Consider the following 18,014-nt stretch of genomic DNA (forward strand, 5'->3'; position numbering starts at 1 on the left):
TCATACCGGGCCCGACAGGCTTCAAAGGGAGTTTTGCAATGTCCAAGGTTTACGGTTCGGCAGCGGAGGCGCTCGACGGGCTCTTGCGCGACGACATGCTGATTGCCGCAGGCGGGTTCGGCCTCTGCGGTATCCCCGAACTCCTGCTCGCGGCGATCCGCGACGCGGGCGTGAAAAATCTCACCTTCGCCAGCAACAATGCGGGCGTCGACGATTTCGGCATCGGCATCCTGCTTCAGACCCGGCAGGTCAGCAAGATGATCTCCTCCTATGTGGGGGAGAACGCGGAATTCATGCGCCAATACCTGAGCGGCGAGTTGGAGCTTGAATTCAATCCGCAAGGCACCCTGGCCGAGCGGATGCGCGCGGGCGGCGCGGGCATTCCCGGTTTCTACACCAAGACCGGCGTCGGCACGGTCATCGCCGAGGGCAAGGAGCACAAGGACTTTCCCACCGGCGCAGACGGGGCGGCCGAAACCTATATCATGGAAAGCGGCATCTTCGCCGACCTCTCGATCGTCAAGGCGTGGAAGGCCGACACCACCGGCAACGCCATCTTCCGCAAGACCGCGCGCAACTTCAACCCGCCGGCGGCCATGTGCGGGCGCATCTGCGTGATGGAGGTCGAAGAGATCGTGGAGCCGGGCACGCTCGACCCCGATTGCATTCACCTGCCGGGCATCTATGTGCACCGCCTTGTTCAGGGCACGCATGAGAAACGCATCGAACAACGCACGGTGAGGGCAGCATAATGGCTTGGGATCGCAATCAGATGGCGGCACGCGCCGCGCAGGAGCTTGAGGACGGCACCTATGTCAATCTCGGCATCGGGATTCCGACGCTGGTGTCGAACTACATCCCCGAGGGGGTGACGGTGACGCTGCAATCGGAAAACGGGATGCTCGGCATGGGGCCCTTCCCGCTTGAGGGTGACGAAGACCCTGACCTCATCAACGCCGGCAAGCAGACCATCACCGAACTGCCCCACACCGCCTATTTCGACAGCGCCACCTCGTTCGGCATGATTCGCGGCGGCAAGATCGCCATGGCGATCCTGGGCGCGATGGAAGTGGCCGAGAACGGGGATCTGGCCAACTGGATGATCCCCGGCAAGCTCGTCAAGGGCATGGGCGGTGCGATGGATCTGGTGGCGGGCGTGCGCCGCGTGGTGGTGGTGATGGATCACACCAACAAGCACGGCGAGTCCAAAGTGCTGCGCGACTGCACTCTGCCGCTGACCGGCAAGGGGGTGGTCAATCGCATCATCACCAATCTCGGTGTGCTCGATGTGGTCGAGGGCGGGCTCAAGATCGTCGAGACCGCCGAGGGCGTGACCGAGGACGAGCTGCGCGCCGCGACCGAGGCGACCATCGTCAACTGAGACCATCGTCAACCGATGTGAGGGGCCGGGCGGGTCGCGCCCGGCCCTAATTCATCGCCAGATCAAACGCACAGGCATCGGTCAGGAGTTCGGGCCGCGTCTTGCAGAGCGCGCGCGCCACCTCGAAGGCGGCCAGAACCTTGGGGATATAATCGCGCGTCTCGGCATAGGGCGGCACGCCGTCATTCTTGTGAACCGCGTTCTCGCCCGCATTGTAGCCCGCGAGCGCCAGAATCACATCGCCGCCGAACTCTCCGATCAGCCAGTCGAGATAGGCCGCGCCGCCACGGATGTTCTCGGCGGGTGCGAACACGTCGCGCACGCCGAACCGCAGCGCGGTGTCGGGCATGAGCTGCATGAGGCCCTGCGCGCCCGCATGGCTCACCGCCGCCTCGCGCCCCGAGGATTCCACCGCGATCACCGCCAGCACGAGCGCGGGCGAGACACGCGTGCCGATGGTGGCGCGCAGGATTTCGGCGCCATGGGCGCGCAGCAGGGCCTGTATCGCCTCCAGCCGGGGGGCGGCCACGCCTGCCGCCCCTGCGGGCGGTTGAGAGAGCCGCGCCATCGCGGCGCGAAGCCGCTCGGGACCGGACGCGTCAAGGCCTGCGGGCACGTCCTCCCAGAACCAGCCATGGCGAGAGACCACCCCGCTTGGGGCCGCATCGGGGTCGGGGGCCGAGTCTTCGGCGGGGCGCGGCGGCGGCGGCCAGACCGCCTGCGGGTCGATCTGCACCAGCGGGCGGCGTTCCCCGGGTTTCGGGGCCGTCTCGCGCTTGAAGGTGAATTCGGGAAAGGGCGGCGGATCGCCCGCGCGCGCAGGTGTGAAAAGGGCCTGAGTCGCAGCAAGACCCAAAACCATGAAGATTCTCTTGACGGGCACCGCTCTGCCTCTGGATGTTTTGCGACACTATGCCAACAATCGCCGCAAAAAGCCAGAACTGTCGCTTTTTGCCCCGGTTCGCGGACAGAATTTTTACCAAATTCTTCCCGTAAAAGCTGTATTTTCAAAAACATCACTGTTTTCTTTTGTTTATTTTCATATGGTTGACAAAATACTCCATAAAATTATCCAAGACGCGGAAATCGCTTCAAAGCCGCCCAAATCCCGCCCGAATTCAGGGGCCATATAGGGTCACACCACGACGGCAACGGGCCATAAAAAACGTTGGGTCCAGAACCGGGGTGGATGTGAAACCTGAACCACTGATCCTTTGGAGGGACCAAACAATGACCAACTTTTTCCAGAACTTCCTGAAAGATGAAGACGGCGCAGTCACGGTTGACTGGGTTGTGCTGACCGCCGCCGTTGTGGCACTCGGCATCGGCGCCGTGACGGTTGTCGGCAAAAGCATGGACGGTCTTGCCACCAAGATCGGCACCGAGATCGACTCCCGCGATGCGGCCTCGGCCCCCGCGCCGGCCGGCGGCTGATCAGTTCGGTCGACCGCGTGATCAACGGGCCGCGAACCTCCGGGTTCGCGGCCTTTTGGCCAACGGCCAGGAAAATGTGTAAAATTTGCATGGCTCCCTGAGACATCACGAGGCACATTCAACGGTCATCAACGATCATGTGTTTTAACGACACATTCAAACGGATGGGCACAGACATGACGGTTTTCATCATCTGCGATCGCCTGAGGCGATTTTGGAAACAGGACTCGGGCGCCGTGACGGTCGATTTCGTCGTGCTGACGGCCCTTGTCGTGTTTCTCTCCCTGAGCATCGTCACGGCCATCCTCGGCGACGTCACGAGCGTTTCCGAACGCGTGTCCGATGTCGGAACACAGTTCTACGACTGACGCGCCCGGACATCAGAGCGAGGAGGCCGGACCTGAGGTTCTGCGCGCACAGGACGCGCCGGGTTCGTGTTCGGCCTCTTTCCATCCAGGTTCCCGAAAACCTCCATTCTTTTGCCACGATCTGCCTGCACAAACACTGCTGATCCCGTGGGTTGCTGTCCACCGGAACGCATCAACGATATGGAAGGGTAAACCATGCGCCTGATATTCGGACTGGTCCTGATCGCCGGTATCGGCCTTGCGGGCTTTGCCACCTACATGGCGAAAAACTACATCGATCAATATCAGCAGGAACTGGCGCTCGAGCGTCAACAGCGCGGGCCGCAGATCGAAACGGTCGATGTGGTGGTCGCGGCACGGGACATGAAATACGGTGAAAAGATCGCGCAAGCGGACATCCGCCTCGTTCCCTTTCCCAAAGCGTCTATTCCCAACGGGTATTTTGACAAGATCGAGTCTCTCACCCCCGTGACCGGCCTTGGTGCGCGCGAGGTTCTGCGCGGCATGAGCGCGAACGAGATCATTCTCGAGACGAAAGTGACCAAGCCGGGGGAACCGGCCGGCATTTCAACCGGCCTCGCCCCCGGCATGCGCGCCTTTGCCATCCAGGTGGACGCGGCCAGCGGGGTTTCGGGCTTTCTGCGACCGGGCGACTCGGTGGATGTCTACTGGACAGGCCGCATCCAGGGCCAGAACCTGCGCACCGAGGGGGATTCCACCGGCGATGTCACCAAGCTGATCGAAACGCAGTTGCAGCTTGTCGCTATCGACCAGAGCGCCGATGTGGACCGGTCCGAAACGCGCGTCGCCCGCACCGTCACCGTCGCAGCCACACCGCAACAGGTTGCCGCCCTTGCGCAGGCGCAGGCGACCGGGCGGCTTGCGCTCTCGCTTGTCGGGGCGATGGATCAAAGCACCGCAGAGGTGATCGAGGTCGATCAATCGCGCCTTCTGGGACTTCAGGCGCGGATCGAGGCCGCCCCGGAGGTGAAGGAAGAAACCTGCGCCATCCGCACCCGGCGCGGCGCAGAGGTGATCGTGACGCCGATCCCCTGCACCAATTGATCACCCGAAACAGCAAGCATCAGGCCGCCCGACCGGGCGGCCTTTGTGGCTATTGCGCCCCATATTCACGGCATCATTCGCCATCTGAAGTTCAAAACTTATTGATTCCTTGCAAGATTCAGAAAATTCGCGCATGATCAAATCAAATCGGACAAAAGATCCGGCAAATGAGGCGTGATCGGAGAGGCAGGTCACATGATCCTGAAAAGATTTATCACGGCGGCTTTTGCTGCATGTGTCGTCAATGCGATGACCGCGCCGATGGCAGCGCAGGCTGAAACCGTGCGCGTCCTGCAAAACGGTGCAGCAAGCAATCTGAGCGTGTCGATGAACCGCGCCATCGTGGTTGAAAGCGATGTGCCCTTCGCCGAACTGAGCATCGCAAACCCGGCCATCGCCGATTTCTCGACGCTCTCGGACCGCACGATCTATGTGCTGGGCAAGACGCCGGGGCGCACCACGCTGACGCTTTTCGACGGCACCGGGCAACTTATCACCAATATCGACGTGCATGTGAGCACCGATGTGGCCGAGTTCAAGGAACGGCTGCGCCAGATCCTTCCCGGCGAGACCATCGAGGTGCGCACCGCCAATGACGGCATCGTGCTGTCGGGCACCGTGTCCAGCCCGGCGCGGCTGCAACGCGCGCTCGATCTGGCCGAACGCTACGCGCCTGAACGTGTCTCGAACCTCATGTCGGTCTCGGGCAAGCAGCAGGTCATGCTCAAGGTCCGCTTTGCCGAGATGCAGCGCAGCGTGTCCAAGGCGCTCTCCGCCAACCTGACGCTCAATGCACAAAGTGGCAACGATCGCATCGGCGTCACCGGCTCGCGCCTCAGTACCAACCAGATCGCCAATGGCGGCGGCAACCTCATTCCAGGCACGGTCGGCGGCCAGACCGCCGCCGGCACCGCCTTCATCGGGTTTGACATAGGCGCGACCGAAATCGGCATCCTGCTCGAGGCGCTCGAGACCAAGGGCGTCGTGCGCACCCTGGCCGAGCCGAACCTGACCGCGCTGTCGGGGCAGGAGGCGTCCTTCCTTGCGGGGGGCGAATTCCCGATCCCGGTGGCGCAGGATACCGACACGCTCACCGTCGAGTTCAAGAGATTCGGCGTCGAGTTGAAATTCGTGCCGCGCGTTGTGGATGACGGCATCATCAATCTCGAACTGGTGGCGGCCGTATCCTCGGTCGATCCCGCGAATTCCATTGTCACCAACGGCCTGACGCTGCCCGGCTTCCGGCGCCGCGACACCTCGACCACGGTGGCGATGCGCGACGGCGAGAGCTTTGCCATCGCGGGGCTCTTGCAGGACGATTTCCGCGACAACGCCTCGCAGGTGCCTTGGCTGGGTGACATTCCGGTTCTGGGCGCGCTCTTCCGCAGCGCCGATTTCCAGCGCGACCAGAGCGAGTTGGTGATCATCGTCTCGGCGCATCTTGTCTCGCCGACGCGGGGCGAGGCGCTGGTGCTGCCCACCGACCGCGTGCGCCTGCCCTCCGAGGCCGATCTCTTCCTCAGGGGGCGCGTCGCCAAGGGCGCCCCGACCAGAGGGGCCGCCGGCGAAGTTGCAAAGCAGGATTTCACGGGGTCCTACGGCTACGTGATGGAATGAGCGGGGTTGCCTCATGAAACATTATCTCGCGATTACCGGTCTGATTGCCGCGGTGGCCTGCACAGCACCCGACGGCGAAGTCTACCGCTCCTATTTCGGAGAAGTGGGCGGGCTGGCCGATAACGGCACGTTCGGCCAGGCGACGATGAGCAATCACCTCGTGATGACCGGCGAGCGCAGCTATGTATTCGACCTTGCCAACAGATTTTCCAACGAGGTCATGAGCACCGTGAATTTTGCCTTCGATTCCGCCGCTCTGGACGCCGGTGCGCGCGATACGCTGCGCGAACAGGCCCGCTGGATCAGGCAGTTCCCGGAGGTGCGCTTCCGCGTCTATGGCCATACCGACGCGGTGGGAACGTCTGCCTACAACAAGGCGCTCGGGATGCGGCGGGCGCAGGCGGTGGTCAATTTCCTGACAAGCCAGGGCATAAGCCGCGCGCGGCTGGAGGCGGTGGCCTCGTTTGGCGACACGCAACCCCTTATCGTCACGCAGGGCCGCGAACGGCGCAACCGGCGCACGGTGACCGAGGTATCGGGTTTTGTTCAGTCGAACCCGATCATCATGGATGGCAGATATGCCGAGGTCGTCTATCGCGGCTATATCGACAGCGCCAAGGCAACACCGGATGTCCGACTGTCGGGGGACGTCACAGACCAGGAATAAGCCCCTGCCTGCCAGACCACAGAACCCGCCGAAATCGGCGGGTTTTTTTTGTCTTCCAGTAATGACGATCTTTTGGCCAAATATCGCCAACATTCTCGGACATGTTGCCTCAACAACAAGGGTCTGACTGTCCGTAACGTCAGGCCATAAATGCAAGATTGGCATGACGAGTAGCACAATGACCCAAACCGCGCCGAACCCGATTCGTGCCTGCACGATCAGCAGAGACGTCCAGAATTTCGACCTCCTCATCGAGGACATGGAAACCGCGATGGGTGACGCGTGGGGCGATCTCGGCTTTGCCGAGGCGCTGGCCTTCCTCGCCCAACCGGAGGCGGAGGCGCTTGAATTCGTGGCCCTGGCAATGGATGCCGGCGACGAAGAGGACCTCGCTCTGCTGACCGAAATCATCACCGTGGCACATGACAAAAGGATCAAATGCATCCTCATTGCCGAGGATGTCAGCCCCGCCTCGTTGCATCAGCTTTTGCGCAGGGGAGCGGATGAATTTGTCCCCTACCCCCTGCCGGAAGGCGAGTTGGAGGCGGCCATTGAACGTCTCAGGGCGGCACCGGCACCCGTTCACGCCATGGCGGCGACGCCGAAGCCGCCCGAATCACTCCCGAAGAACGGTGCCGGTGTGGTGCTGGCCGTGCAGGGCCTCGCGGGTGGCACCGGTGCCACGACACTCGCCACCAACCTTGCCTGGGAACTGGCGATAACGGACAAGGCCAAGCCGCCGCAAGTCTGCCTGATCGATCTCAGCCTGCAATTCGGGTCCGTCGCCACCTTCCTTGACCTGCCGCGCCGCGATGTCGTTTTCGAGATGTGGTCCGACACGGAGCGGCTCGACGAGGATATCTTGCGACAGGCCTTCGTCACGTTCGAGGACAAGCTGCGCGTGCTGACCGCGCCCACGGACATCCTGCCGCTCGATTTCATCAACTCGGACGACATCAAGCGGGTGCTTGATCTGGCGCGTCAGCATTTCGATTACATCATCATCGACATGCCGACCTCCCTGGTGCAATGGACCGAGTCGGTCCTGAATGCGTGCCAGATCTATTTTGCCACGCTCGAACTCGACATGCGGTCGGCCCAGAATTGTCAGCGGATCAAGCGCGCGCTGCAATCCGAGGAGCTGCCATTCGAAAAGCTCCGCTTCTGCCTGAACCGCGCGCCGAAATTCACCGATCTGACCGGCAAGAGCCGGGTGCGCCGTCTGAGCGAAAACCTCGATATCGCCATCGACATCCAACTGCCCGATGGCGGGCGCGCCGCCGCCCAGAGCGCGGATCACGGGCTGCCGCTCGCAATGAGCTCAGCCAAGAACCCGTTGCGCCGCGAGATCGCCAAACTTGCGAAATCCCTGCACGACCTTGGCCGCGAAGAGTCCGAGGCCGCTTGAGGAAGGACTGACAACGATGTTCTCTCGATACAAGAAACCCGCAGGCACCGCCGCGACCGAATCGAAATCCTCGGCGCAAGCGGCCGCAACAGCGTCGACGGCCCAGATCACCAGCCTGCGCAAGCCCGCGCAGACGGCTCCGGCCAGCGCGCAGCCTGTGGACAAGGAGCGCAAGCGCAAGGAACGGCTCGGCGAGATCAAGATCGAGTTGCACCGCGCGCTTCTGGACAATCTCAACCTTGCCGCGCTCGACACCGCCGCCGAGTCCGATCTGCGCGCCGAGATCAGCTCCATCGCGGGCGAGCTGCTTCAGGAAAAAGGCATCGTCCTCAATCGCGAGGACCGCGCGCAACTCACGCAGGAGCTTTATGACGAGGTCAAGGGCCTTGGCCCTCTGGAAACCCTGCTCAAGGATGACACGATCAGCGATATCCTCGTCAACGGCCCGCACCAGATATTCATCGAACGCAACGGCAAGCTCGTGGTCAGCGACGTGACCTTCAAGGATGAAAAGCACCTCCTGAGGATCATCGACAAGATCGTGAGCGCCGTGGGACGCCGCGTGGACGAATCGAACCCCTATGTGGACGCACGCCTTGCCGACGGCTCGCGCTTCAACGCCATGGTGCCACCGATCGCGGTGGATGGCAGCCTCGTGTCGATCCGCAAATTCAAGAAGGACAAGCTCGGGATCGACGATCTGGTGCGCTTCGGTGCCTTCTCCGAGGAGATGGCCGCCTATCTTCAGGCCGCCGTCGCCACCCGCCTCAACGTCATCGTCTCGGGCGGAACCGGCTCCGGTAAAACGACAACGCTCAACGCGCTCTCGTCTTTCATCGACAATGCCGAACGCATCCTCACCATCGAGGATACCGCCGAATTGCAACTTCAGCAGATCCATGTCGGGCGCATGGAAACCCGCCCGCCCAACGTCGAGGGCAAGGGCGAGGTGACGGCACGCGACTGTATCAAGAACGCGCTCCGGATGCGCCCCGACCGCATCATCGTCGGCGAGACGCGCGGCGAGGAGGTGATCGACATGCTTCAGGCGATGAATACCGGCCATGACGGCTCGATGACGACGATCCACGCCAACAATGCGCGCGACGCCATCAGCCGTCTGGAAAACATGGTCGCCATGGCCGGGCTCGAGATGCCGCTCAAGGCCGTGCGCAACCAGATTGCAAGCGCGGTCAACCTGATCGTGCAGGCAAGCCGCCTTCAGGACGGCTCGCGCCGGATGACCTCGATCACCGAGATCACCGGCATGGAGGGCGAGGTCATCTCGATGCAGGAAGTGTTCCGCTTTCAGCGCGCAGGCCTGACGGCCGACAACAAGATCATCGGCCATTTCACCGCCACCGGCGTGCGCTCGCACTTCTCCGAGCGCTTCCGTCTTTGGGGCTTTGATCTGCCGGCCTCGATCTATGAACCCGTAGCCGCGGAGTGACATCATGAGTCTCAGCGCCGAACCGATCATCTACGGCCTCATCTTCATTGGCGTCCTTGTGCTGGTGGAGGGGCTTTACCTCACCGTTTTCGGGCGCTCGATCAGCCTTGACAGCCGTGTGAACCGACGCCTGGAAATGCTCGACAAGACGGGCAACCGCGAAGAGGTGATGGAAAAGCTCCGCAAGGAGATGGAACAGCATCTCAAGGCGCGGCGTGTGCCGCTCTACGCGATCCTGTCGCAAAAGGCGCAGAAGGCAGCCATCGCCTTTACCCCCAAGCAGATCGTGCTGATCATGATCGCAACGGGCATGCTCGCGTTCCTCGGGCTGACCATCGGCACCCAGACCCAGCTTGCGGTGCGTATCGTGGCCTCGGCGGCCATGGGCATCGGCGGGGTCTATTTGTGGATCAGCATGAAGGCGGCCAAACGCTCGGCCATGCTCGAGGAGCAACTGCCGGACGCAATCGAATTGATGGTGCGCTCGCTCAGGGTGGGGCACCCGTTCTCATCGGCCATCGGCATTGTCGCCACCGAAGTTTCAGATCCGATCGCCACCGAATTCGGCATGATCGCCGATGAGGCAACCTATGGCCGGGATATCGGAGAGGCGCTTCAGGACATGTCCGAGCGGCTCGACATGCAGGATTTGCGCTTTCTCGCCGTGGCCGTCACGATCCAGCAGCAGGCGGGCGGCAACCTCGCGGAAATTCTCGACGGTCTGGCCAAGGTGATCCGCGCCCGCTTTCGCCTTTTTCGTCGCGTCAAGGCAATCACCGCCGAGGCGCAATGGTCGGGAAAATTCCTCTCGGGCTTCCCTCTGCTTGCCCTCGTCGGGATCCAGTTGCTCAAGCCGGACTATTACGACGAAGCGATGGAAACCCCCTATTTCATTCCCGCGGCAATTATTGTCGGCGTGTTTCTCGTGGTCAATCTCGTGGTGATGCGCGCCCTCGTGAACATCAAGGTTTAAGGACAGGCCATGCCCCTCGCAGCGACAATCCAGACCTTTCTGACCGACACGCTCGGTCCCTTCGGGCCGCTCCTTGCCATCGGCGGGCTTGGCCTTCTGATGGTGCTCGCAACGCTGTCGCTTCTTCTCGTGCAGAAGCCCGACCCTCTTGACCGGCTCAAGCAGTCGGCAGGCACCGCCACCGCCGGAGACGGCAAGGCCCGGTCTCTCAGAAGCGGCAACAAGAACAAGAAACTGGACAAATACGCCAGCTTTCTGGAACCGCAGGACAAGAAGCAGCTCAGTGAAATCCGCCTCAAGCTGATGCAGGCGGGCTATCGCCACCGCGACGCGGTGCGCTATTTCCACGCCGCGCAAATGGGTCTTGCCCTTGGTCTTCTGGTGCTCGGGGTGATCTATTTCCTGCTGTTCAAAACCGGACAGGAAACCACCGTCAATGACGCTCTGCTTTACATTCTGGGACCCGGCGTCGCGGGCTACATGATACCGAAATACTGGGTGACGAAGCGTCAGCAAAAGCGGCAGGAAGAGATCCAGGACGGTTTCCCAGACAGCCTCGACATGATGCTCGTGTGCATCGAGGCCGGTCAATCGCTCGATCAGGCGATCATCCGCGTTGCCCGTGAAATCCGCGCGGCCTATCCCGCGCTCTCGGAAGAATACGAAATCGTCGCCCTCCAGATCAAGGCCGGGCGCGACAAGGCGGGCGTTCTCAACGAATTCGGCGAGCGCTGCGGCGTTCAGGATATTTCCAGCTTTGTCACGGTGTTGATCCAGTCGCAGACCTTCGGCACGTCCATTGGCGAGGCGTTGCGCGTCTATGCCGGCGAGATGCGTGACAAACGGGTCATGCGCGCGGAAGAAAAGGCCAACAAGCTGCCGACCAAGATGACATTGGCCACGATGATGCTTACAGTGCCGCCATTGTTGATCATTCTGGTCGGGCCATCGGTTCTGGGCATCATGGAGCTGCTGGCCATGTCCAAGTAAGTGACGGAGCATCATGGCGGCACGATCAGTGACGGTTTTGCTGGGCACTCTGGCCCTCGCGGGCTGTCTTGGTGCGCCGCAACCGCAAGGTCCTTACGCCCCCGGTCCGGTGCCGGGGGCCGAGACGGCAGATCCGCTTCTTGTCGGTCACCGTCTGATGGATGCGGGCGAATACGAACTGGCGCAGCGCGCCTATTCGCGCGCGGCTGTCGGGCAGGGCATGACCGGCGACGTTCTCGCCGGTCTCGGGACCGCCAACCTGGCCCTTGGACGCCTCGGCACCGCCGAGAAACTCTTGCGCCGCGCGGTCGAGACCGAAGACGCCACCCCGGAATTCTGGAACAATCTTGGCGTGGTGCTGATGGAAAAGGGCGAGTTTCTCGAAGCCGAGCAGATGCTGCGCCGCGCCTATGCGCTCGATAATGGCGAAAGCGACGCGATTCGCGACAATCTGCGTTTGGCACTCGCAAAATCCGAAATTTCCGTTTATGGTGCTGAAGAAGAACAGGCAAACCAAGAATACAAAGTGGTGCGGCGCGGCGGGGGGAGCTACCTGCTTCGCACGATACCCTGAAGAGGCAGAGGCAGTAAAAGGACGCAGACATGCGCCACCCCATCCTTCTTTCCCTGTGTGTGACCGGCGCGCTTGTGCTTGGCGCATGTGTAAAATCCTCCGAGGACAAGATCGATCGCGCCATGCGCGATCTCAATGTCGTCGATGAGACAGGCCTCAACGACGTGATGCTGAACGCGGCCGATCCTGGCGAGGCGGTGGCCTATTTCCAGCGCGCCAGCACCGCCGATCCCGACCGCATCGACCTTTTGCGCAGCCTTGGCCAATCGCTGATCCGCGCGCAGCGCCCCACCGAGGCCGCCGCTGCCTGGACGCGCGTGACCGAACATCCCGACGCCACCGACGAGGACCGCGTGGCGCTCGCGGATGCGCTCATCCGCAACAGCGACTGGACGCGCGCGGGCGAGGTGCTGAACACCGTCCCCCCCACCTACGAGACCTATCGCCGCTACCGGCTCGAGGCGATGGTGGCCGACAGCAAGCAGGACTGGAAGAAGGCCGACAGCTTCTACGAGGTTGCCGCAGGTCTGACCACCAAGCCGGGCAGCGTCTACAACAACTGGGGCTTTTCCAAGCTTACGCGCGGCGATCATGCCGGGGCCGAGCGCCTCTTTGCCGAGGCCGTGCGCCATGATCCGGCACTCTTCACCGCCAAGAACAACCTCGTGCTCGCACGCGGCGCACAGCGCAACTATGCGCTTCCCGTCTTGCCCGTCAGTCAGGAAGAGCGCGCGCAACTCCTTTACACGTTGGCGCTTTCGGCCGTCAAACAAGGCGACGTGGCCATCGGCAAGGGCCTTCTGCAAGAGGCGGTAGAGACGCATCCGCAACATTTCGAAGAGGCCGCCCGCAACCTGCGCGCCCTTGAATCGAATTCCGGCTGAGCCGAGATGAGTTTCGTTCTGCCCGCGCAGGCGGCGCTCTGGTTTCTGCCCTTCGTGCTGCCCGTCTGCCTCTGGGTGGCATGGAGCGATCTGCGCACGATGAAAATCCCCAACACGGCGGTGCTCTGCCTTGTGGCCATCTACCTTGTTATCGGCCTCATCGCCCTGCCGCTGGCCGATTATGGCTGGCGGCTCACGCATCTCGCGGCATTGCTTGCGGCGGGGATCGTGGCCAATGCCGCAGGCCTCATGGGGGCGGGCGACGCCAAGTTCATTGCCGCCGCAGGGCCCTTCGTGGCGCTGGCGGATGCCGCCAAGGTGGCCCTGCTCCTTGCGGTCATGCTGCTCGCGGGATTGATCGTCCACCGGGTCGCGCGCGCCTCGCCGCTGCGCAATCTCGCCCCCGGCTGGGCAAGCTGGCAGGCGAAGGGCAAGTTTCCCATGGGTCTTGCGCTTGGCCCGGCGCTGGCGCTCTATCTTGGGCTGGCGGCCTTTGGCACTGTGTGATCCGCCGCGAATCCGCCCGCCGCGCACCACATTTCCTGCACCATTTCCGGGCATGATCGGCGCGAGACACCGTGAGGGCAGGATCACCGCCATGAACATGCAGACCCATCCGGGGGTTCAGCCCCCGCCGCCTCCGAACCGCCTCGAGGAGATGCGCCTGCCCATCGTGATGATGCGCGATATTCTTCTCAAGACCATGTTTCGCAAGAATCTTGACCTTGTGGGCGATATCGCCACGGCCATCTGCCTGCCGCGCGCCGTCACGCAGGAACTGATCGACCTTGCCCGCAGCCAGAAGCTGATCGAGGCGACCGGCACGCTTCACGCCAATTCCGGTGGCGAGATGGGGTTTCAACTCACCGATGGCGGCAAGAGCCGCGCGCTCGACGCGCTGAGCCAGTCGGAATATTTCGGCCCCATGCCGGTGCCGCTCGATGTCTACCGCGAGCAGGTCAAGCGACAGTCGATCCGCAATATCCAGATCACCCGCGCGCAACTGACCTCGGCCATGGGGCATCTGGTCCTGCCGCCTTCGCTGCTCGATCATCTCGGCCCGGCGGTGAGCGCGGGGCGCTCGATCCTCATGTATGGCCCGCCCGGCAACGGCAAATCCTCCATTTCCAACGGTATCCGTGACGCCATGGGCGACAAGATCTATGTGCCGCGTGCCATCGAATATGCCGGTCAGGTGATCACCGTCTATGACCCGATCGTGCATTCCGCCGCCGAAACCGAAGAGGACGATCCCAATTCGCTGCGCCGCCGCCGGACGTTCGATACGCGCTATGTGCGTTGCGAGCGGCCAACGGTGATCACCGGGGGCGAGTTGTCGCTCGACATGCTCGATCTGGTCTACAACCCCACCGCGCGCACCTATCAGGCGCCGCTGCAACTCAAATCGACGGGGGGCATCTTCATCGTCGATGACCTTGGCCGCCAGAAGGAACCGCCGCAAAGCCTCGTGAACCGCTGGATCGTGCCGCTGGAGGAATCCAAGGATATCCTCGCCCTGCAATCGGGCGAGAAATTCGAGGTGCCGTTCGACACGCTGGTGATCTTTTCCACCAACTTCCACCCCAACGAGATCTTCGACAAGGCCGCGCTGCGCCGCATCTTCTTCAAGATCAAGATCGACGGGCCGTCACAGGCCGATTTCCTCAAGATCTTTGCCATGGTGGCGCGCAAGAAGGGGATGCCGCTGGACGAGGAAACGCTGATCCACCTCATCAGGACGAAATACCCCACGATCAACAACATCTATGCGAACTATCAGCCCGTTTTCCTGATCGACCAGATGATAGCGATCTGCGAATTCGAGGGCACCCCCTACCACATGAGCCCTGACCTCATCGACCGCGCCTGGGCCAATATGTTCGTCAAGGATGAAGAGATCGTAAAGTGACGCGGGCCGCGCGCGGCCTCACACCCGCCCCTTCCACGGCACCAGCCATTTCTCGGCCTTGCGCATCAATATGTCGATGCCGTAGCCGATCACGCCGATCAGGATGATCCCCATGATCACGATATCGGTCAGTTGAAAGCGCGAGGCCACCATGATCATCATGCCCGCGCCTTTTTCGGCGGCCACGAGTTCGGCCGCCACCACGGTGCCCCAGCATACCCCCATGGCGACGCGCGCGCCGGTGAATATCTCGGGCAGCGAATTGGGGACGATCACATGGCGCAGGATCTGCCATTTCGAGGCCCCGAGCGAATAGGCGGCGTGGACCTTTGCGATGGCCACCCCCGACACCCCCGCCCGCGCCGAGATCGCCATGATCCAGAGCGCCGCCAGAAAGAGCAGGATGATCTTGCCGGTCTCGCCGATCCCCGCCCAGATGATCACCAGCGGTATAAGGGCCAAGGGCGGCACCGGGCGCATGAATTCCACGATCGGATCGAACCAGCCCCGGAACCAGTCCGAAAGGCCCATGGCATAGCCCAAGGGAATACCCACCAGCGCACCGAGGGCAAAGCCGATGATGACACGGGTGAGCGACCAGTAGAGATGTTGCCACAGGGTGAAATTCTGATAGCCGTCCCGCGCGATCTCGCCCACGCGCTTGACCACCGCCTCGGGCGGGGGCAGCCAGATCGGTTCCATCTGCATCCCCTTGGCCGGGGCGAAATTGAGCGAACCGCGCGGCGTGAGCGTCACCGTGCCATCGGCCACGCGCACGGTTTCGCCTGGCGCAATCGCGCGCCCGTCGATGGCGACAACGCGCGCGCCGTCCTCGCGGGTGATCTCGTCGTTCTGGTCCATCCGCAACAGCTGCGAGCGCCACGCGCCCACGATCAGCGCGTCATCCCTGGCAAAGCCGTCGCCGGGGGCAGTCTCGGGCGGGCTCACCTCTTCGCCCAGCCGAAAGACGCGGGCAAACACGGTGGCGTCGTCGCGCCGCCCGTCGGCAGCCTCCAGCGTGTAGGTAAAGCTGGTATCGCCCAAAAAGGGGCCCGGCGCATGGACCGGCACCCATCTGGAGCCGGTGAAGGCCCCCCAGAGCAGGAAAATCGTCAGCACCGACAACACGCTGGCCCAACGATCCGGGCGCACGGCGCTTTCATCGCCGAAGGTCACGGTCTTGAGCGAGGTGAAATCGCGCACCTGTCGGTATTTGCGCAAGCCGAACCGGACCACGAAGAAGGCCGCGACGAAAATGGCGATATAGAGAACGAGAACGATCATGCCTCGGCCTCCTCGGTGCGGCCCATGATCTCCTCTTCCATGTCCCAGATCATCGACAGGATTTCCTCGCGCTTCTCGCCGAATTCCGGGTTCTTCTTGACCGCGCGCAGGTCCTGTCCGACCCCGTCATCGGCGAAGGGCAGGCGGTATTCGCGGTGGATGCGCCCCGGACGCGGTGCCATGACCAGAAGGCGCTCGCCGAGCAAAAGCGCCTCCTCGACCGAATGGGTGATCAGGATGATGGTCTTGCCCGTCTCTTTCCAGAGCTTGAGGACCAGCCCCTGCATCTTCTCGCGCGTCAGCGCATCGAGCGCGCCAAGCGGCTCATCCATCAGGATCACGTCCGGATCATTGGCCAGGCAACGCGCCAGCGCCACGCGCTGCTGCATCCCGCCCGACAGCTCATAGACCGACTTTTCCTTGAAATCACGCAGGCCGACCACATCGAGCAGATGATCGACGGTATCGCGCCATTCGGCTTCCCGCTTGCCGGCCATGCGGGGGCCGAAACTCACGTTGTCGCGCACGCTCATCCATTCGAAAAGCGCGCCCTGCTGAAACACCATGCCACGCTCGGCATCGGGCCCTGTCACGCGGTGCCCGTTGAGCGTGATTTGTCCTTCGGTCGGGGCGAGGAAGCCCGCGACGATGTTCAGAAGCGTGGTCTTGCCGCAGCCCGAAGGGCCGAGCACGCTCAACAATTCTCCCGATTGCAGTTCAAGCGAGACGTCCTGCAACGCCTGCACGTGCCCGCCGTTCGGCAGATCGAACCGCATGGAAATGTTCTCGATGGAAAGTGTCGACATGCCGCCCCCTTGGCTCTGATGGTTCGCGGTCGGGCACGGAGGGGCCTGCCCGGTCATGCCGAACAGGCCCCCCGTGCCCTGTCAGAGGGTCACATGCCCCGGCTCGCCGCAAGCGGGCCGGTGTTGACGTTGTTCTCATAGGTGGCCAGCGCCGAGTCGATGCTGCCCGCCTCGACAAACACTTCGGCCACGCCCTTCATGAATTCCTGCGCGCCGCCGCCCAGCCATTTCGCGCTGAGTTGCTCCTCGACGGTGGGGAACACGAAGGTGTCGATGGTGCGGGCGGTGTCAGCGACATCCATGCCGCTATCCTTGGCAATGATGGGCAGCATCTTGTCGCGGTTCGCCGGGTCTGCCCACATGGCGTTGGCCTCGGCCGTCACCTTGAGGAAGGTCGCCACCACATCAGGGTTTTCCGCGACAAAGGCCGTCGGCCCCGAGGTCACGTCAAAGACCAGAATCCCGAGCTCTTCCTTCTCCGCTCCGGTCAGCAACACGTTGCCGTGTTCCTCGGCGCGGCGCAGCGACCCACCCCAGCCGCAAAAGACGTCAACCGCGCCCTGCGCGATCGCCGCGGCCCCCTCGGGCGGGGCCATGTTCACGATGTCCAGGGAGGCCAGATCGACCCCGAAATGGTTCATCTGCTTGAGAAAACCGTAATGCGCGGCAGTGCCGAGCGGCACGGCCACCTTCTTGCCCGCAAGATCGGCGGCATTGGTCTTGTCGATCTCGAGCACATCGCGCACGACGCAGTTGTCGTTGTCCGAATAGCTCACCGCCACGTCGAGCACCTGAAGATCCTGCCCCGCGCTGGTGGCCACCACGAAGGGCGGCACGCCCTGGCTGACCGAGAGGTGGACATCGCCCGACGCCATCGCCGCACTCATCGCCGTGCCGGTATCAAACGCGCGCCAGGTCACCTTCATGCCGAGCGCCTCGTCATACATGCCGGTTTCCTTGGCATATTGGAACGGCATCGGCCATTCGAGGAAATAGGCCACGGTAAGGTCCTGCGCGTTGCCTGCGCCCGCGAAAAGCGCGGCGGCCGCGGCGGCAGAGAGGAATTTTCCCTTGAGTGTCATGTTGTCGTTCTCCCGTTGGTCATGTGGTGCGGCGTTTCCCGCTTATCGTGCCCTGCGCATAAGGCGGCTTGGACCGCTCTTTTCGGCGTCGCCCCTGCGTGTCGAGGCATCGCGCTGCAAAG

The 18,014-nt window shown here is 62.6% G+C and carries 20 protein-coding genes; 16 read left to right on the forward strand and 4 right to left on the reverse strand.

What is annotated here, in order from left to right; translation table 11 throughout:
• Positions 1 to 38: 38 nt before the first annotated feature.
• Together ACSSV8_RS00555 and ACSSV8_RS00560 are read left to right on the forward strand one after the other, a co-directional pair.
• Complete coding sequence (locus tag ACSSV8_RS00555; RefSeq protein ID WP_454281164.1) at positions 39 to 752, forward strand: CoA transferase subunit A; 714 nt, start codon at positions 39 to 41, stop codon at positions 750 to 752.
• The gene (locus tag ACSSV8_RS00560) at positions 752 to 1,381 is read left to right on the forward strand and encodes a 3-oxoacid CoA-transferase subunit B (protein WP_354539691.1); all 630 of its coding nucleotides are present in this window, start codon (positions 752 to 754) and stop codon (positions 1,379 to 1,381) included. The genes ACSSV8_RS00555 and ACSSV8_RS00560 overlap by 1 nt, the downstream gene beginning before the upstream one ends.
• Before the next feature lie 46 nt (positions 1,382 to 1,427).
• On the opposite strand, the gene ACSSV8_RS00565 is transcribed toward ACSSV8_RS00560, so the two are convergent.
• On the reverse strand, positions 1,428 to 2,243 hold the full coding sequence (locus ACSSV8_RS00565) for a lytic transglycosylase domain-containing protein (protein WP_454281165.1): 816 nt from the start codon (positions 2,241 to 2,243) through the stop codon (positions 1,428 to 1,430).
• Between ACSSV8_RS00565 and ACSSV8_RS00570 the strand changes: the two genes are divergently transcribed.
• The 14 genes from ACSSV8_RS00570 (at position 2,242) to ACSSV8_RS00635 (ending at position 14,720) form a co-directional block, all read left to right on the forward strand.
• The gene (locus tag ACSSV8_RS00570; protein WP_454281166.1) at positions 2,242 to 2,514 is read left to right on the forward strand and encodes a hypothetical protein; all 273 of its coding nucleotides are present in this window, start codon (positions 2,242 to 2,244) and stop codon (positions 2,512 to 2,514) included. The genes ACSSV8_RS00565 and ACSSV8_RS00570 overlap by 2 nt on opposite strands.
• Before the next feature lie 97 nt (positions 2,515 to 2,611).
• The gene (locus ACSSV8_RS00575) at positions 2,612 to 2,815 is read left to right on the forward strand and encodes a Flp family type IVb pilin (RefSeq protein WP_454281167.1); all 204 of its coding nucleotides are present in this window, start codon (positions 2,612 to 2,614) and stop codon (positions 2,813 to 2,815) included.
• Between the two features lie 176 nt (positions 2,816 to 2,991).
• Positions 2,992 to 3,183, forward strand: a complete 192-nt coding sequence (locus tag ACSSV8_RS00580) for a hypothetical protein (protein WP_454281168.1) — start codon at positions 2,992 to 2,994, stop codon at positions 3,181 to 3,183.
• 195 nt (positions 3,184 to 3,378) lie between these two features.
• Positions 3,379 to 4,248, forward strand: a complete 870-nt coding sequence (gene cpaB, locus ACSSV8_RS00585) for a Flp pilus assembly protein CpaB (protein WP_454281169.1) — start codon at positions 3,379 to 3,381, stop codon at positions 4,246 to 4,248.
• Between the two features lie 195 nt (positions 4,249 to 4,443).
• On the forward strand, positions 4,444 to 5,865 hold the full coding sequence (locus ACSSV8_RS00590; protein ID WP_454281170.1) for a type II and III secretion system protein family protein: 1,422 nt from the start codon (positions 4,444 to 4,446) through the stop codon (positions 5,863 to 5,865).
• 13 nt (positions 5,866 to 5,878) lie between these two features.
• Positions 5,879 to 6,532, forward strand: coding sequence for an OmpA family protein (locus ACSSV8_RS00595; protein ID WP_354539684.1), 654 nt, complete (start codon positions 5,879 to 5,881; stop codon positions 6,530 to 6,532).
• 163 nt (positions 6,533 to 6,695) lie between these two features.
• A complete protein-coding gene (locus ACSSV8_RS00600) occupies positions 6,696 to 7,940 on the forward strand; it encodes an AAA family ATPase (RefSeq protein WP_454281171.1) in 1,245 nt (414 codons plus the stop codon).
• A 16-nt stretch (positions 7,941 to 7,956) separates the two neighbouring features.
• Entirely contained in the window at positions 7,957 to 9,390 is a 1,434-nt protein-coding gene (locus ACSSV8_RS00605; protein WP_454281172.1) for a CpaF family protein, read from the forward strand.
• Positions 9,391 to 9,394: 4 nt separating this feature from the next.
• Entirely contained in the window at positions 9,395 to 10,363 is a 969-nt protein-coding gene (locus ACSSV8_RS00610; RefSeq protein WP_354538970.1) for a type II secretion system F family protein, read from the forward strand.
• Between the two features lie 9 nt (positions 10,364 to 10,372).
• A complete protein-coding gene (locus ACSSV8_RS00615; RefSeq protein WP_454281173.1) occupies positions 10,373 to 11,353 on the forward strand; it encodes a type II secretion system F family protein in 981 nt (326 codons plus the stop codon).
• Between the two features lie 13 nt (positions 11,354 to 11,366).
• Positions 11,367 to 11,927: a tetratricopeptide repeat protein gene (locus ACSSV8_RS00620; protein WP_354538968.1), complete on the forward strand. Its 561-nt coding sequence runs from the start codon at positions 11,367 to 11,369 to the stop codon at positions 11,925 to 11,927.
• A gap of 29 nt (positions 11,928 to 11,956) precedes the next feature.
• Positions 11,957 to 12,811 (forward strand): tetratricopeptide repeat protein, encoded by an 855-nt coding sequence (locus tag ACSSV8_RS00625; RefSeq protein WP_454281174.1) that lies wholly within the window; start codon positions 11,957 to 11,959, stop codon positions 12,809 to 12,811.
• Between the two features lie 6 nt (positions 12,812 to 12,817).
• Positions 12,818 to 13,318 carry a prepilin peptidase gene (locus tag ACSSV8_RS00630; protein ID WP_454281175.1) on the forward strand — a complete coding sequence of 167 codons (501 nt, stop codon included), beginning with the start codon at positions 12,818 to 12,820 and terminating at the stop codon, positions 13,316 to 13,318.
• A gap of 91 nt (positions 13,319 to 13,409) precedes the next feature.
• Positions 13,410 to 14,720, forward strand: a complete 1,311-nt coding sequence (locus ACSSV8_RS00635; RefSeq protein ID WP_354538965.1) for a P-loop NTPase family protein — start codon at positions 13,410 to 13,412, stop codon at positions 14,718 to 14,720.
• A gap of 18 nt (positions 14,721 to 14,738) precedes the next feature.
• Here ACSSV8_RS00635 and ACSSV8_RS00640 read toward each other — a convergent pair whose 3' ends face one another.
• The 3 genes from ACSSV8_RS00640 to ACSSV8_RS00650 all read right to left on the reverse strand — a co-directional run bounded on the left by ACSSV8_RS00640 (position 14,739) and on the right by ACSSV8_RS00650 (position 17,892).
• The gene (locus ACSSV8_RS00640; protein WP_354538964.1) at positions 14,739 to 16,004 is read right to left on the reverse strand and encodes an ABC transporter permease; all 1,266 of its coding nucleotides are present in this window, start codon (positions 16,002 to 16,004) and stop codon (positions 14,739 to 14,741) included.
• Complete coding sequence (locus tag ACSSV8_RS00645; RefSeq protein WP_354538963.1) at positions 16,001 to 16,810, reverse strand: taurine ABC transporter ATP-binding protein; 810 nt, start codon at positions 16,808 to 16,810, stop codon at positions 16,001 to 16,003. The genes ACSSV8_RS00640 and ACSSV8_RS00645 overlap by 4 nt, the downstream gene beginning before the upstream one ends.
• An 89-nt stretch (positions 16,811 to 16,899) precedes the next feature.
• Entirely contained in the window at positions 16,900 to 17,892 is a 993-nt protein-coding gene (locus ACSSV8_RS00650) for a taurine ABC transporter substrate-binding protein (RefSeq protein ID WP_354538962.1), read from the reverse strand.
• Between the last annotated feature and the right edge of the window lie 122 nt (positions 17,893 to 18,014).

It is taken from the genome of Roseovarius sp. MBR-79, from assembly GCF_053628555.1.

Bases quoted from the DNA above. Each gene is read 5' to 3' on its own strand.
- ACSSV8_RS00560 (WP_354539691.1), top strand. From the start codon at position 752: ATGGCTTGGGATCGCAATCAGATGGCGGCACGCGCCGCGCAGGAGCTT.
- ACSSV8_RS00570 (WP_454281166.1), top strand. From the start codon at position 2,242: ATGAAGATTCTCTTGACGGGCACCGCTCTGCCTCTGGATGTTTTGCGA.
- ACSSV8_RS00600 (WP_454281171.1), top strand. From the start codon at position 6,696: ATGACGAGTAGCACAATGACCCAAACCGCGCCGAACCCGATTCGTGCC.
- ACSSV8_RS00590 (WP_454281170.1), top strand. From the start codon at position 4,444: ATGATCCTGAAAAGATTTATCACGGCGGCTTTTGCTGCATGTGTCGTC.
- ACSSV8_RS00620 (WP_354538968.1), top strand. From the start codon at position 11,367: ATGGCGGCACGATCAGTGACGGTTTTGCTGGGCACTCTGGCCCTCGCG.
- ACSSV8_RS00645 (WP_354538963.1), bottom strand. From the start codon at position 16,810: ATGTCGACACTTTCCATCGAGAACATTTCCATGCGGTTCGATCTGCCG.
- ACSSV8_RS00555 (WP_454281164.1), top strand. From the start codon at position 39: ATGTCCAAGGTTTACGGTTCGGCAGCGGAGGCGCTCGACGGGCTCTTG.
- ACSSV8_RS00615 (WP_454281173.1), top strand. From the start codon at position 10,373: ATGCCCCTCGCAGCGACAATCCAGACCTTTCTGACCGACACGCTCGGT.
- ACSSV8_RS00580 (WP_454281168.1), top strand. From the start codon at position 2,992: ATGACGGTTTTCATCATCTGCGATCGCCTGAGGCGATTTTGGAAACAG.
- ACSSV8_RS00605 (WP_454281172.1), top strand. From the start codon at position 7,957: ATGTTCTCTCGATACAAGAAACCCGCAGGCACCGCCGCGACCGAATCG.
- ACSSV8_RS00635 (WP_354538965.1), top strand. From the start codon at position 13,410: ATGAACATGCAGACCCATCCGGGGGTTCAGCCCCCGCCGCCTCCGAAC.
- ACSSV8_RS00650 (WP_354538962.1), bottom strand. From the start codon at position 17,892: ATGACACTCAAGGGAAAATTCCTCTCTGCCGCCGCGGCCGCCGCGCTT.
- ACSSV8_RS00625 (WP_454281174.1), top strand. From the start codon at position 11,957: ATGCGCCACCCCATCCTTCTTTCCCTGTGTGTGACCGGCGCGCTTGTG.
- cpaB (WP_454281169.1), top strand. From the start codon at position 3,379: ATGCGCCTGATATTCGGACTGGTCCTGATCGCCGGTATCGGCCTTGCG.
- ACSSV8_RS00610 (WP_354538970.1), top strand. From the start codon at position 9,395: ATGAGTCTCAGCGCCGAACCGATCATCTACGGCCTCATCTTCATTGGC.
- ACSSV8_RS00565 (WP_454281165.1), bottom strand. From the start codon at position 2,243: ATGGTTTTGGGTCTTGCTGCGACTCAGGCCCTTTTCACACCTGCGCGC.
- ACSSV8_RS00640 (WP_354538964.1), bottom strand. From the start codon at position 16,004: ATGATCGTTCTCGTTCTCTATATCGCCATTTTCGTCGCGGCCTTCTTC.
- ACSSV8_RS00575 (WP_454281167.1), top strand. From the start codon at position 2,612: ATGACCAACTTTTTCCAGAACTTCCTGAAAGATGAAGACGGCGCAGTC.
- ACSSV8_RS00595 (WP_354539684.1), top strand. From the start codon at position 5,879: ATGAAACATTATCTCGCGATTACCGGTCTGATTGCCGCGGTGGCCTGC.
- ACSSV8_RS00630 (WP_454281175.1), top strand. From the start codon at position 12,818: ATGAGTTTCGTTCTGCCCGCGCAGGCGGCGCTCTGGTTTCTGCCCTTC.